At 45.2% G+C, this 14,280-nt stretch carries 10 protein-coding genes and 2 pseudogenes; 11 read left to right on the plus strand and 1 reads right to left on the minus strand.

Annotated elements, in window-relative coordinates; genetic code table 11:
- Nucleotides 1-23 precede the first annotated feature (23 nt).
- Nucleotides 24-1,682, minus strand: coding sequence for an ABC transporter substrate-binding protein (locus IQ257_RS25495; protein ID WP_193879400.1), 1,659 nt, complete (start codon nucleotides 1,680-1,682; stop codon nucleotides 24-26).
- Nucleotides 1,683-1,966: 284 nt separating this feature from the next.
- Between IQ257_RS25495 and IQ257_RS25500 the strand changes: the two genes are divergently transcribed.
- The 11 genes and pseudogenes from IQ257_RS25500 to recG all read left to right on the plus strand — a co-directional run.
- A complete protein-coding gene (locus IQ257_RS25500) occupies nucleotides 1,967-3,652 on the plus strand; it encodes an NAD(P)H-quinone oxidoreductase subunit 4 (RefSeq protein WP_193879397.1) in 1,686 nt (561 codons plus the stop codon).
- Nucleotides 3,653-3,863: 211 nt separating this feature from the next.
- The gene (locus IQ257_RS25505; RefSeq protein WP_193879403.1) at nucleotides 3,864-4,763 is read left to right on the plus strand and encodes an isocitrate lyase/PEP mutase family protein; all 900 of its coding nucleotides are present in this window, start codon (nucleotides 3,864-3,866) and stop codon (nucleotides 4,761-4,763) included.
- A 16-nt stretch (nucleotides 4,764-4,779) separates the two neighbouring features.
- Complete coding sequence (locus IQ257_RS25510) at nucleotides 4,780-5,220, plus strand: hypothetical protein (RefSeq protein ID WP_193879395.1); 441 nt, start codon at nucleotides 4,780-4,782, stop codon at nucleotides 5,218-5,220.
- 145 nt (nucleotides 5,221-5,365) lie between these two features.
- The gene (locus IQ257_RS25515) at nucleotides 5,366-6,178 is read left to right on the plus strand and encodes a DUF1838 domain-containing protein (RefSeq protein WP_193879392.1); all 813 of its coding nucleotides are present in this window, start codon (nucleotides 5,366-5,368) and stop codon (nucleotides 6,176-6,178) included.
- 84 nt (nucleotides 6,179-6,262) lie between these two features.
- Nucleotides 6,263-7,690 (plus strand): annotated as a pseudogene (locus tag IQ257_RS25520) (AAA family ATPase).
- A complete protein-coding gene (locus IQ257_RS25525) occupies nucleotides 7,680-8,231 on the plus strand; it encodes a hypothetical protein (RefSeq protein ID WP_193879389.1) in 552 nt (183 codons plus the stop codon). The pseudogene IQ257_RS25520 and the gene IQ257_RS25525 overlap by 11 nt, the downstream one beginning before the upstream one ends.
- Nucleotides 8,232-8,391: 160 nt before the next feature.
- Nucleotides 8,392-9,144, plus strand: a pseudogene (rpsB, locus tag IQ257_RS25530) (30S ribosomal protein S2); the annotation flags it as partial.
- 283 nt (nucleotides 9,145-9,427) lie between these two features.
- The gene (gene tsf, locus IQ257_RS25535; RefSeq protein WP_193879384.1) at nucleotides 9,428-10,054 is read left to right on the plus strand and encodes a translation elongation factor Ts; all 627 of its coding nucleotides are present in this window, start codon (nucleotides 9,428-9,430) and stop codon (nucleotides 10,052-10,054) included.
- Nucleotides 10,055-10,251: 197 nt separating this feature from the next.
- Nucleotides 10,252-11,049, plus strand: a complete 798-nt coding sequence (locus IQ257_RS25540) for a Uma2 family endonuclease (protein ID WP_193879381.1) — start codon at nucleotides 10,252-10,254, stop codon at nucleotides 11,047-11,049.
- Between the two features lie 173 nt (nucleotides 11,050-11,222).
- A complete protein-coding gene (locus IQ257_RS25545; protein ID WP_193879378.1) occupies nucleotides 11,223-12,083 on the plus strand; it encodes a hypothetical protein in 861 nt (286 codons plus the stop codon).
- Between the two features lie 74 nt (nucleotides 12,084-12,157).
- Nucleotides 12,158-14,280, plus strand: a 2,123-nt coding sequence (gene recG / locus IQ257_RS25550) for an ATP-dependent DNA helicase RecG (RefSeq protein ID WP_193933308.1), incomplete at its 3' end; no start/stop codon positions are given.

Here is a 14,280-nt window from a genome sequence, read left to right on the forward strand (position 1 = left end):
CTGCTCCCCCGCTCCCCCTTCAGCTAGGCTTCTTTATTTACCTCCCAGAAGGATAAACCGATAACGGGATTAAACTCGATATTCTTCAAAGGTTTTTGAGCAAAGGCGAATTCATTTTTCTGCAATAAGGGAACCAACGGAACATCTTGTGCAATTAGCTCTTGAATGTCAGCAAAAATTTCCTTGCGGGCTTTGGGGTCTTGTTCCTTACGTTCTGCTTCAATGAGTTGGTTCATTTTCTCACTGTAATAGAAGAACCCTTGGCTCTGACTTGCTCCTTCTTGGCAACCCGTTTCTGCTGAACCTTTAGTGCAACTGAAGAAAGGACTGATGTAGTTATCGGCATCACCAAAGTCGGGGAACCAAGCGACTAAATAGCTAGGATAAATTCCTTTGGGAACGTTGGAAAAGAGTGTCGTTGACTCGACGGGTTGTGGTTTAACTTGCATTAATCCATCGAGGTTCTGCGCAGCATATTCTTTCAGCAGAGTTACAATCTGCTGGCGTTCCGGGTTATCAGAGGCGTACCAGATTTCAAATTCAAAGGGTTTTTCTTTCGAGAATCCGGCTTTGGTGAGGAGTTCTTTCGTTTTTTCAATATTGCCGTCGCCGTAGGGTTCTTTGAATACGGGCTGATTGGTTTCAAAGGTGCTGGGAATAATACTGTATGCGGGTTCAGCTTGACCCCGATAAACGCGATCAATAATTAAGGAACGGTCAATCATTGACGCGATCGCTTGTCTGACTTCCACTTGGTCTAGGGGTTTCTGGTTTACATTCAACACCAGATAATCAAGGCGACTACTTGGCTTTTCTAGCACTTGATAGCCTTGGGCTTCAGCCTTTTGTTTCAGGCTAAGAATTTGATCGACATTCAAGTCTCGATAGGCAATGTCCACTGCTCCAGTGGTAAAGGAATTATACAAGTTAGCGGCACTGCTGAGAAACTGAAAATCAATGCCCTGATTGGGCGGTTTTTCTCCCCAATATTCGTCGAAAACATCGACTTTAACTAAGTTTGGATTGAAGGAGACTAGCTTGTATGGACCGGTTCCTACAAATTCATTGGGTTTAAATTTGCCTTCACCAATTTCATAGGCTTTGGGGGAAACCGCAGCCATTCCCGGAAATGCTAGCACGGAGGGGAAGGGAGCAAAGGGATTTTTGAGTTTAATGGTGAGTTCGTACTCTCCCGTCGCTTCTACTGATTCCATAACGTCAGATAGCAGTGCTGAGGGTTTCCCGCCATTTTCGCTAAATCGTTTCAGGGAAAACGCCATGGCTGCGGCGTTAAACGGTTCTCCATCATGAAAGGTAACTCCCTGACGCAGGGGGATGGTATAGTTTAAGCCGTCGTCACTAACTTCGGGGAGTTCGGTTGCCAGTTGTGGCTCAAGTTGATCGGTATCTCCGACGTAGGTGTAGAGGCGATCGCCTAGACTAGTGATAATATCGTTAATTGCCACTTCATATCCATCGGCGGGGTCGAGGGTTCGAGGTTTGTGGACGGAACCCACAGAAATGCGATCGCTACTGCTAACGTTAGTACCGGGATTGGAGGAACTCCCCGTTGATGTTGAAGTCTGGGGACTCCCACAGCTAATCACTAATAAGCAACAACAACAGAATAAACCGAGATATTGGACGAATTGCCACTTCTTACGAGACAGGCGAAACTTCATAACGCACAAATAAAGGTTTGAGATTGGGGGTGAGTCAAGGGTAATTATTTTTAGCTATTCATTCAAGCCACGAGCTAACCCGTGAATGATGAACTAAAAGCGGTAGTCTACTACCTAGAGGGTTAATTTGACAATGTAGTACTCGATCCACCCTGACAAAAATTCAGCGATCGCTTCCACTATAGAGCCACCTATATGGCTACTAGAGATAACTATTTCTATTAAATCTTTACAAATTTTAATAGAATGGAGTTGTTCACTGGTAAGTATTTATTCTCACTGTCATGGCAACTGCTCAATTCCCTTGGCTGACTGCGATAGTCCTGCTGCCCCTCGTCGCTTCCCTCGCCATCCCGATACTGCCCGATAAAGATGGCAAGTTTGTAAGGTGGTATGCCCTAGGCGTAGGTATCGCAGATTTTTTGTTGATGTGCAACGCCTTTTGGAAACATTACGACCCCAACAGCGCTACTTTGCAGCTTGTGGAAAACTATGCCTGGATGCCTCAGTTAGGTCTAAATTGGGCAGTTTCTGTTGACGGCTTGTCTATGCCCCTCGTACTTCTGGCAGGATTGGTGACAACCCTTTCTATTTTTGCGGCATGGCAAGTTGATTACAAGCCCCGCCTCTTTTATTTCTTGATGCTGGTGCTATATTCGGCACAGATAGGGGTATTCGTTGCCCAAGACTTGCTCCTATTGTTCATTATGTGGGAACTGGAGCTGGTTCCAGTCTACCTGCTCATTTCCATTTGGGGTGGACCGAAGCGTCGCTACGCCGCGACTAAATTTATTTTATATACTGCTGCGGCTTCTATATTTATTCTGGTTGCGGCGCTGGGAATGGCGTTTTACGGCGGCGGTACGATAACCTTCGATATGCTCGAACTTGGCATGAAGGATTACCCCTTGGCTCTAGAGCTACTTCTGTATGCAGGCTTACTGATTGCCTTTGGTGTAAAGCTGGCGGTTTTTCCAATGCACACTTGGTTGCCAGACGCACACGGTGAAGCCTCTGCTCCTGTGTCGATGATTCTGGCAGGCGTACTCCTGAAGATGGGGGGATACGGATTAATTCGCGTAAATATGGAGATGCTTTCCGATGCTCACATTTATTTTGCACCGATTCTAGCAATTGTGGGTATTGTTAACATTGTCTACGGCGCATTTACTTCCTTTGCCCAGATGAATATGAAGCGCCGCCTCGCTTATTCATCAGTTTCCCACATGGGGTTTGTCCTATTGGGGATTGCATCCTTTACTGACTTGGGCATTAGCGGGGCAGTATTGCAGATGATTTCCCACGGTTTAATTGCAGCGGTGCTGTTCTTCCTTACTGGTGTCACCTACGATCGCACTCATACGCTGATGATGGATGAGATGGGTGGTATTGGTCAAGTAATGCCCAAAGTGTTTGCCCTGTTTACGGCAGGTGCAATGGCATCACTAGCTCTTCCTGGTATGAGTGGCTTTATCAGCGAACTTGAAGTCTTCATCGGCGTAACAACCAGCGACATCTACAGCTCAACCTTCCGCACGGTGACAGTATTTCTCGCCGCTGTGGGACTTATTCTCACCCCAATCTATCTACTTTCGATGCTGCGAGAAGTGTTTTACAACTCTGGTGCTGCACCGATATGTGACGTTGATGGCAGATTGCAGAATCAAGAAAATCAGGAAGCGGTTTGCTTTGGTACAAACTGCGTTCTACCTGGTCAAGCTAACTATAATGATGCCAGTCCCCGTGAAGTGTTTATCGCTGCCTCTTTTCTGGTACTGATTATCGGTATTGGGTTCTATCCTAAAGTAGTACAACAGGTGTACGACGTGAAGACGGTTGCGGTGAACGCTCAAGTCCGTCAATCGTATACTCAAATCGCGCAATCCAATCCCCAAATCTATGCCAAAGGATTCTTGTTTACTCGGATTGCCGAACCTGAAGTAGCATCGGTTATGGGAATCCTAAAATAATTTCGCTAACGCAAGAGCTATTGCTCCGGAAACATCCCAATGTCAGAAAAGATATGCCCCAGGCTTCTAACCTGGGGCGATTAACTTTAACTCGTTAGGACGGGCTTATCCGCTCATCCCACAAGAGTTACAAGTAGGTATCTTGGTGATAAATAAAGTTTAGGTAAATTTTTCGGAGCAGAAAAAAGGGAAACTATAAAAGATGACCGTTATATCTTCACGACAAAAACTGCATCAGTTGCTACAGCGCCCAGAAATTATTGTCATTCCAGGTGTATACGACTGTTTAGGAGCCAAACTCGTTGAACAACTAGGCTTTGAAGTCGTGGCAACTAGTGGCTTTGGCATTGCCGCGTCTACACTCGGTTTGCCAGACTTTGGGTTTCTCACGGCAACGGAAATGCTCTCTAGTGGAGGGCGAATTGCTGAGTCGGTGAGTATTCCTCTAATTGCCGATATGGACACGGGTTATGGCAATACTTTAAACGTGATGCGCACTGTAAAAGACGCCGTGCAGTTGGGAATTGCTGGGGTAATATTAGAAGACCAAGAGTGGCCCAAAAAATGCGGTCACTTTGAAGGCAAGCGCGTTATCCCAATGGCAGAACATATCGGGAAAATTCAGGCAGCAGTTCAAGCGCGGGGTGATACCGGTTTGGTGATTATTGCTCGCACCGATGCCCGTGCGCCCCTGGGTTTAGAGGAGGCTTTGCGTCGGGGTTGCGCTTACGTTGATGCTGGGGCAGATGTGCTGTTTGTGGAAGCGCCCCAGTCAGTTGAAGAATTGAAAGCGATCGCATCTGCCTTCCCAAACGTGCCATTAGTCGCCAATATAGTAGAAGGGGGCAAAACTCCCCAACTTTCCGCTTCTGAGTTACAACAGATTGGTTTTAAAATTGTATTTTTTCCACTTTCTGGTCTGTTAGCAGCAACTCATATCCTAACGGCTTGCTGGCGTTACTTAAAAGAACAGGGAACTACATCTGGGTTTGAGAATGTAGTTAGCTTCCAAGATTTTCAACAACTCATTGGTGCTCCTCACTATCGCCAAATAGAGCAGCAATTTTCTGGGTATGGGGATACCTCAATTGCTGAGAATACTCAGAAGTAGCAGAGTAATATCTGAGATGACAAAAAAGCCGCGTTCCCCGTCCCCTTGGGTCATTACTAAACCTGCTAAGGTAAGATTAGCCATTCTCTTGTTACTGCTCATCAGCTTTGGCGTATGGGCAGGGTTAGTCTTCTCTGAGCCAACGACTCCAGAACAGGCGGCGGATCGAGCCAAGCTTCTAGAAAGGGTTTATCGCGGGGGGAACTATATCGAAGCTGGCATTTGGGGAATCATCTCCCTCGGATTTGCATTCCGGTTTATTCGTTGCTCTCGAACCGAGAAATTTCAGGCAGCCGTTGCTGTGGTAACATTTTTGCTATTTGGGATATCAGATCTGGTTGAAGTGCAGACAGGAGCTTGGTGGCATCCTTGGTGGTTATTAGTGTGGAAAAGCCTCTGTGTCTTATCCATGATTAGTTTACTAATCGCTTACCACCTCAAAGGATTAGCGGATTAGGGGGTACACTGAGGCATTTAGTCCGACTGATGGCGATTAATGGTTCTCTGCCACTCTGGGTGCTTTTGTTCTACTATTTTGTATTTTGACCGTCACCGTCCCGGTTCAGGTCACGATTGTTGAGAGATTAGCAGGAGGTAAGGAGATGGTAAGTTCGATTCAAGAGTTTGATGTCAAGGATTTTGTTAAAGTTCGCAGTTCCCTAGATAGTCAACAAAGTTTTTTAACTTGGTCGGGTTCAATTTATGCTTTTATTCCCGGTGAGCGTCGAACGAAACTTTTTAATATGGTCGGTATGAGTGTAAGTCGCTGCATTCCTGCTGATGATAAGAGTTGGAATTTTACCTCAAGAGAATTGACGTATTATCTTGACCCGGATACGGGGGAGATATTGCACAAATGGGAGAATCCTTGGACAGGGGAAACCTTAACGGTGATTCACGTTGCCAACAATCCGGTGCAAGGTCATTTAAAAGGCACCTTTCCCGCGCAAGTGGATAGTGATGTTACAACTTTTTGGTTTGATTTATTTCCAACCTACCCAAATCCTTTAGCTGAAAATGCTAAATTTGCTGATTACAGTCCGCAAAAAACTTATCAAGCGGCTGAGTTATTTAAACTAACTGTTCCGACTGAGGATTTGCAAAATCCAGAACTTAATTCTGTGACTAAACTTTTCTTGAGTTGGGACAGAATTGGTCCGTGGGTTCCCTGGATGAAAATGGGAAACAGACCCGGTCAGTTAATTTACAGCGGTCGTGGGGGTAAAATTAGCGGTTTTAATGACTTGTCTCAATTACTTCAGGATGAGATTAATACTCGCGTTCCGGTTTATAAAAATGCACCAAAACCACCCTTAGATGAAGATGCAGATATGACCTCTTGGACGTATTTTCAAAAGCATTTTGAGGCGTATTTGGCGGGAGAGCGATTTCCAATTCCGGAAGAGGGAGAATAAGGTATTATCAAAAAAACAAGTCATCTAAAATGTCTATTATCCGATCTCCCACTCCACTACAAAGGAAAGAGTTAACCTAACGCTATGAGTCAATCTACATCTGCTGAAAGCAACAATAAAGACGTTCAGGGAATTACGAAGATTTCTGTACAGGGTTTTAAATCTCTCTATGATGAGTGCAGTATTGAAATCCGTCCGTTAACCATTTTGGCGGGTGCGAATAGTTCTGGGAAATCAAGCATTATGCAGCCCTTGTTGCTGATGAAGCAAACCCTGGAAGCCCCTTATGATCCAGGTGCGTTGTTACTGAATGGCCCGAATGTACGATTTACTTCTAATGAGCAAATATTTTCTCAATTTAATTCAAAAGAAAAAATTGACATAATTTTAATTGAAATCGAAGTTAGTAAATTCAAATGTCTTACACAAAAATTTAAAAAAACTTCTCAATTTAAATTGAAACCTTTTGAAGTTAAACATAGAGAAAATAACAGAGAAAATACTTTCTGGGTTGACATAAACTTTCATGAAATAATCCAATAAAAATTGGATTATTATAAAGATATTAACCCTGATTTGTTTGATTATATTAAAAAAGGTACAGGAGACATATTGGATAATTTAAAATGGAGTATTGATATTGAACGTTGCTTTCTTGATTTAAATTGTAAATCTAAAATTCCCTTTGACCCTGGAACTCCCAGATTAATTTTAAATGAAATTGATGCTGGAATTCCATTAATAGACATCCACTTATATGATAGTCATTTGCACACAAATTTATTTAAAAATCATATTCGCAAATTGATTCATATTCCGGGACTAAGAGGTAATCCTGAACGAACTTATCCAACTACAGCTATTGGTAGCGAATTTTCTGGTACTTTTGATAATTACGTTGCCAGTATTATTAATCATTGGCAGGAAAATGAGGATGCCCGACTCAGAAAATTAAGCAGTACTCTGGGAATTCTTGGCTTATCATCCAAAGTTGAAGCCAAGCAAGTTAATGATGTACAAATTGAATTACGTGTAGGTCGCTTGCCTAGTAGCGGTGAGGCAAATGATATGGTAAGTATTGCTGATGTAGGTATTGGTGTCTCTCAAGTTTTGCCAGTACTAGTTGCCCTTCTGGTAGCAGAACCAGGACAATTAGTTTACATAGAACAACCCGAACTTCACCTTCATCCTCGTGCTCAAGCTGCTTTAGCAGATATATTAGCAGATGCAGCAAAGCCGGGTGTGCGTGTCGTTGTCGAAACTCATAGTGAATTGCTACTTTTAGCTATTCAATCCCTAGTTGCAGAGAGTAAACTATCGCCAGACTTGGTAAAACTTCACTGGTTTACACGGGGAGACGATGGCATGACAAAAGTGAGCAGTGCTGATTTAGATGAGGCTGGTGCTTTTGGAGATTGGCCCGAAGATTTTGGAGATGTATCCCTAAAACTAGAAAGTCGCTACATAGAGGCGGCTGAATCTCGTTTATGGGAACGTTCCCATGGCGGCTAAAGTTGTTTCTAAGCAACTGGTAATTGATGCGTCAGTTGCTCGTTCGGCTGGTGGGAAGGATGCCAAGGCTCCAACATCAATAAACTGCACTAAGTTTCTGGAAGCTGTTTTAGATATCTGTCATAAGGTTGTGATGACTCCAGATATCAAAGAAGAGTGGAACAAGCATCAATCAGTATTTGCTCTTGGATGGCGTCGTCGGATGGTCGCTAAACGGAAGTTTGTATTTTTAGATGTTCCAATTGATAACGAGTTATGGAATAGCATCGACCAAATTGCAGGTACTGACAAACAACGTGCAGAAATGTTTAAAGATTTGCGGTTACTTGAAGCAGCAATGGCAACCGATAAAACTGTAATATCACTGGATGATAATACGGCAAGGAGGTTTTTTAGTAAGGCGGCTCTTCAAGTTGATGAACTGAAAGAGATTGTGTGGGTGAATCCAGATAAAGTGAAAAACAAGAAACCAATTGAATGGTTACAAAACGGTGCGAATCCAGAACCTAAACGCTTACTAGGAACGTGGTGCGATCGCTAATTCTTAGCAACGCCTACAACTGGCTATTTCCTGCTAGTTGCATAAAATTATGTTACATTAAGAGGGTTGTCTAAAAATCGCACATCCAGGATTTCGGGTGTTTCCACGCGGGAAATGCACCTGGATGGAGGATAAACCCGAATAAGGAGTTTAAATAATTATGCCAGTTGTCTCTTTAGCTCAAATGATGGAGGCAGGGGTTCACTTTGGTCATCAGACCCGTCGGTGGAACCCTAAGATGGATCAGTATATCTACACCTCTCGGAATGGTGTTCATATCATTGATTTGGTGCAGACAGCCAAGTTAATGGAAGAAGCCTATAACTATATGCGCACGGCATCCGAGCAGGGTAAAAAGGTTCTGTTTGTCGGCACCAAGCGGCAAGCGGCTGGAATTATTGCCCAAGAAGCCAGCCGTTGCGGTGCTTACTACGTCAACCAACGCTGGTTGGGTGGTATGCTCACCAACTGGGAAACCATTAAAACTCGCGTCGAGCGTTTGAAGGAGCTGGAACGCCGAGATTCTAGCGGAGGGCTCGATTTACTGCCGAAAAAAGAAGCTGCCGTATTACGTCGGGAACTGAGCAAGCTTCAAAAGTACCTGGGCGGTATCAAACTAATGCGGAAAGTCCCTGATATCGTGGTGATTATAGACCAGCGCCGCGAGTATAACGCGATTCTAGAATGCGAAAAATTGGCGATTCCAATCGTCTCCATGCTGGATACCAACTGTGACCCTGATGTGGTAGACATTCCCATCCCAGCCAACGACGATGCCATTCGGTCGATTAAGCTAATGATAGGCAAATTAGCAGATGCAATATACGAAGGACGTCACGGTCAACTCGAGTCCGAAGAAGAAGACTACTACGAAGAGTTTGAAGGCGAACTAGACGAGATGGAAGAAGAAGAAGCGTTTGAAGCCGAAGAAGACAAGAGCAGCGAAGAAGACAAGAGTAGCGAAGAAGTCAAGAGTAGCGAAGAAGTCAAGAGTAGCGAAGAAGTCAAGAGCAGCGAAGAAGTCAAGAGTAGCGAAGAAGTCAAGAGTAGCGAAGAAGTCAAGAGCAGCGAAGAAGTTAAGAGCAGCGAAGAAGTTAAGAGCAGCGAAGAAGTCAAGAGCAGCGAAGAAGTCAAGAGCAGCGAAGAAGAATAATTAACGTGTAATTATGGGTTCGTAGAGAAGGAACAAAAGGAAGATGGCAGAAATATCAGCAAAACTCGTTAAAGAGTTACGGGAAGCAACCGGCGCTGGCATGATGGACTGCAAAAAGGCTCTCTTAGAAAATGGAGGGGACAAAGACAAAGCTAAAGAATGGCTGCGTCAAAAAGGTCTGGCTTCGGCAGAGAAAAAAGCCGGTCGTGTGGCGGCTGAAGGAATTGTGGGTAGCTACATCCACACGGGCGGTCGAGTTGGCGTGTTGGTTGAAGTCAACTGCGAAACAGATTTCGTTGCCCGTCGCGAGGAGTTCCAAGGCTTAGTCAAGGACATTGCCATGCAAGTTGCAGCTTGCCCTAATGTCGAATACGTCAAGGTTGAGGATATCCCTTCGGAAATTGCCCAAAAAGAAAAAGACATCGAAATGGGTCGGGATGACTTGGCGAAGAAGCCAGACAACATCAAAGAGAAAATCGTTCAGGGTCGGATCGAAAAGCGCCTGAAAGAATTATCATTGATGGATCAACCCTACATCCGCGATCAAAGCATTACAGTCGAAGAGTTGGTGAAGCAGACCGTTGCCCTGTTAGGTGAAAATATCCAAGTGCGTCGCTTTACCCGTTACGTTCTTGGTGAGGGCATTGAGAAAAATAAACTGACAACTTGAGCTGATGCTAGAAAGAAAAGATAGGTCATCCCGTTGGGGTGACCTATCTTTTCAGAGTTATAAGGGAGTGGGGTGATGAGGTGATGGGGAGAGGAGAGAGGAGAGAGGAGAGAGGAGTAACACCTTAAAAATCTCCTTGTCCCTACCCACGTTTCACAATTCGTTTAGGCTCACTATATAATGCAGGTTTTCTAATCATGACAGAAACAGCAACTCGCATCGAACTCCCTCCCGCATTTCCCGACCATACTCAACTGCCAGAATCCGATGGTACTTTTGTGAAAAATTTTCAAGAGCATCCCCAAAGCATTATTTTGACAGATTCCATCGGTTCGATTTTGCAGCAACGACATCCCGATGGTTACTACGCCATTGGACAAGATTGTGGTATCTATTGGCGGGAAACTGACCCCCCAGAAAAAGGAGCAGAAGCCCCAGATTGGTTCTATGTTGCCAATGTTCCCCCTCTGGTGAATGGGGAAATTCGACGCTCCTATGTGCTGTGGCGGGAATTTATGGCACCCTTGATTGCTTTGGAGTTTGCCAGTGGCGATGGTCAAGAGGAACGAGATGCAACTCCTTTGTCCGTTACGGCTGAGGGCAAAACCACTAAACCGGGGAAATTTTGGGTGTACGAGCAGATTATTCGTATCCCTTACTACGGCATTTATGAAATCAAAAATGGCAAGTTAGAAGTTTATCACCTGAAAGATTTTTCTTATCAAAAATTAGAACCGAATCAGAGAGGTCACTACCCTATACCGCCATTAGGTGTGGAATTAGGACTCTGGCAAGGTAGTTATCAAAATCAAACTCAACTGTGGTTACGTTGGTGGGATAGGGAAGGTAATCTCTTGTTAATCGGTGAGGAACGAGCTGAACAAGAACGTCAAAGAGCCGAACAAGAACGTCAACGAGCTGAACAAGCTGAACAAAAAGCTGCAAGATTGGCAGAACGGTTAAGGGAAATGGGCATTGACCCTGAAACAGAATAAATTAGGCAGCAGAAAGTTTTTGACCAGCTCTTTGTCATGCAGGGAAGCCGGGGAGAGGGGAGCTAGTGCAAATATCCTGTCTTTACAGAGGGAATTTTGAATTGCCTGGTCAGTCGCTATCCTGTAATAGGGACGTATTATCAATGCTCCCAATGGGCAGTTATTTGAAGACTATGGTCAGAGCAGTTGAGCGAATTGAGCAGGATTTGGTGGCGTTAGAAGAAGCCATAACCCTTGTGGAAAAAGACTTCCACAACGTTTACTTCAACTACCTGACGTTGCTGGGGCAAATTGTACGGCGGCAGCTAATGCTGGTAAGTTATCAGGTTTGTACTCAAGGTTATCCCGAAGCGTTTTTAAGTTTGTCGTTTAATCAGCGACAACAGCTACAGCAAACACTAAAACAGTTAGGAAAGAAAGCTGAAGCCCAGTTGCTCTCGTCTCTGGAGCCATCTACCAATTCATCGGCAACCCCTGAGGAAGAACCATCAGAACCCACGTCCGAGCCATCGTTATTCATCAGCGAATCTCTACAGCCAACTCCTCAAGAAACCTCTCAAAGTCCGGAGTTAGTCAAGAATGAGGTGACTATGCCCAGGGAACTGTTAGAGTGGCAGGAAAATCTAGAGGATGCGATCGCTCAAACTCTGCAAGAGATTTCCGTCGAAACCAACCACACCCTGCAACAAGAAGGTATTATACCAGACAAATTACCAGCAACAGCCTTAGAAGCCGTCACAAAAGCGGGCAGTTCAGGGGAAACATCGACTGGAGCCGCGAATCTTTTAAACTTGTTGATAGAAACCAAAAACGAGGATGATGCAGAAGACTCGACCCTCACGCGGATTGTTGCCATTAACCTGCGCCTTTCAGAGATAGAGTTTGCTGAATCTGCTTTAACGGCTGGACGCAATCAAATTCGCACCTTTGTAGCCAAAGTCAGCAAACTTGCACGAGAGCATCGCAAAATAAAGCGAGAGCGGGCTGTTGCTCAAGCAGAAGCGGCATGGCGTTCTAGTTGGTTTGAGGATTAGTCATTGGTCATTAGTTGTTCATTTTACGAAAGACAAGTGACAAAGAACAACTTCTGTAGCTAGAGGGGAAAGTTGTGGGTACAGAATTACCAGATTGGGTGCGGTTGCAAAAAGCCCTTTCAGTCGAAGCTGAAAAGGGCTTTACAAATTTAGTAGGCAACCAGTACCAATTCAGCGAGTTTCTCTGCCTCAGTTTTGGCAAAACGCCTAATGCTCTCATTCCTGTAGAACGACGCCAGTGGCAGACAATTTCCGATGAGTTTGTCCGTTATCCTCAAATGAGCTTAGAGGAACGCCAACATCTGGTAGCAGAAACTCGGCGGTTTCTGTATCAGATTGCCTCAGATATTGAACGCCGCTTGGTTGAAAGTACAATTCCCGCCGAACTGCCGACTAAAGTCCAATCTCCCCGCACGACGCCTCTTGTGCCATCCAAACTTGAGTCAAAGACTAATCTCGACTTACCCCTATCGGAGTTACCAGAAGTCGGTGTCAGAAAAAGCGGCTATTTAGCTCGTTTGGGACTGCACACCGTCCGAGATATCCTCTACTATTACCCCCGCGACCATATTGATTATGCTCGTCAGGTGAATATTTCAAATTTAGTAGAAGGTGAAACGGTAACAGTGGTGGGTACGGTGAAGCGCTGTAACTGTTTTACCAGTCCCCGTAATAAGAAATTAACGATTTTTGAGGTATTGGTCAAAGATACGACAGGTCAACTCAAGCTCAACCGTTTTTTTGCAGGCACTCGCTATAGTAATCGCGGTTGGCAGGAACAACAAAAGCGGCGCTATCCGGCGGGGGTAGTGGTGGCGGCGTCAGGGTTGGTGAAGAAGAATAAGTATGGAATAACTTTGGACAATCCGGAACTGGAAGTGTTAGACCATCCGGGCGGTAGCATTGACTCGATTAAAATCGGTCGCGTTGTGCCAGTATATCCCTTAACGGAGGGAGTGCCAGCGGACTTACTGAGACAGGCGGTGATTGCAGCACTGCCCTTTGCATCCCAACTTAAAGACCCATTACCGAAGGGGTTGCGACAGCAGTATGGGTTAATAGGAGTGAATGAAGCGATCGCCAATATTCATTTTCCCACGGATAGCGACACTCTAACGGCTGCCCGACGGCGATTGGTGTTTGATGAGTTTTTCTATTTACAGTTAGGATTTCTCCAGCGCCGTCAGATGCAACGGCAAACCCAGTCTAGTGCAGTTCTGGCACCTACAGGTAAGCTGATCGCCCAATTCCATCAACTCCTACCCTTTCAATTTACGGCGGCTCAACAACGAGTCGTCAACGATATTCTCAACGATTTGCAAAAAACCACGCCGATGAATCGGTTGGTACAGGGGGATGTAGGTTCGGGGAAAACCGTGGTTGGGGTGGTTGCTATTCTCGCCGCTATTCAATCGGGGTATCAGGCGGCGCTAATGGCACCCACAGAAGTATTGGCAGAACAGCATTATCGCAAGTTAGTGGGTTGGTTTAACCTACTGCATTTACCTGTGGAACTGCTGACGGGTTCTGTCGGAGTGAAAAAACGCCGGGAAATTCACTCGCAATTGGAAACGGGGGAATTACCGCTGTTGGTGGGGACTCACGCTTTAATTCAAGACCAAGTAAATTTTAATCGATTGGGGTTGGTGGTAATAGATGAACAGCATCGATTTGGCGTGCAGCAACGGGCACGGTTGCAGCAAAAGGGGCAGTCGCCTCACGTCCTGACGATGACAGCAACCCCCATTCCCCGGACGCTGGCGCTGACGCTGCATGGGGATTTAGATGTGAGTCAGATTGACGAATTGCCGCCAGGACGCCAAACAATTCACACGAGTGTATTAACGGGGAAGCAACGCAACCAAGCTTATGATTTAATTCGCCGGGAAATCGCCCAAGGGCGTCAGACTTATATTGTATTGCCTTTAATTGAAGAATCGGAAAAATTAGATGTGCGATCGGCAGTTGAGGAACATCAGCGATTATCTGAGAGTATTTTCCCAGAGTTTCAAGTGGGATTGCTGCACGGGCGGATGAATTCGGCAGAAAAGGATGAGGCCCTGAATGCATTTCGGGATAATCAGACGCAAATTATCGTTTCGACAACGGTAATTGAGGTGGGGGTAGATGTGCCGAATGCTACGGTGATGATGATTGAAAATGCGGAACGGTTTGGGTTTGTCTCTTATANACAGCT

It is taken from the genome of Coleofasciculus sp. LEGE 07092, from assembly GCF_015207375.1.
In the GTDB taxonomy this organism is placed as follows: domain Bacteria; phylum Cyanobacteriota; class Cyanobacteriia; order Cyanobacteriales; family Coleofasciculaceae; genus LEGE-07092.

Coding starts and splice junctions, on each gene's coding strand:
- IQ257_RS25495 (WP_193879400.1), bottom strand. CDS start 1,682: ATGAAGTTTCGCCTGTCTCGTAAGAAGTGGCAATTCGTCCAATATCTC.
- IQ257_RS25500 (WP_193879397.1), top strand. CDS start 1,967: ATGGCAACTGCTCAATTCCCTTGGCTGACTGCGATAGTCCTGCTGCCC.
- IQ257_RS25510 (WP_193879395.1), top strand. CDS start 4,780: ATGACAAAAAAGCCGCGTTCCCCGTCCCCTTGGGTCATTACTAAACCT.
- IQ257_RS25515 (WP_193879392.1), top strand. CDS start 5,366: ATGGTAAGTTCGATTCAAGAGTTTGATGTCAAGGATTTTGTTAAAGTT.
- IQ257_RS25525 (WP_193879389.1), top strand. CDS start 7,680: ATGGCGGCTAAAGTTGTTTCTAAGCAACTGGTAATTGATGCGTCAGTT.
- tsf (WP_193879384.1), top strand. CDS start 9,428: ATGGCAGAAATATCAGCAAAACTCGTTAAAGAGTTACGGGAAGCAACC.
- IQ257_RS25540 (WP_193879381.1), top strand. CDS start 10,252: ATGACAGAAACAGCAACTCGCATCGAACTCCCTCCCGCATTTCCCGAC.
- IQ257_RS25545 (WP_193879378.1), top strand. CDS start 11,223: ATGGTCAGAGCAGTTGAGCGAATTGAGCAGGATTTGGTGGCGTTAGAA.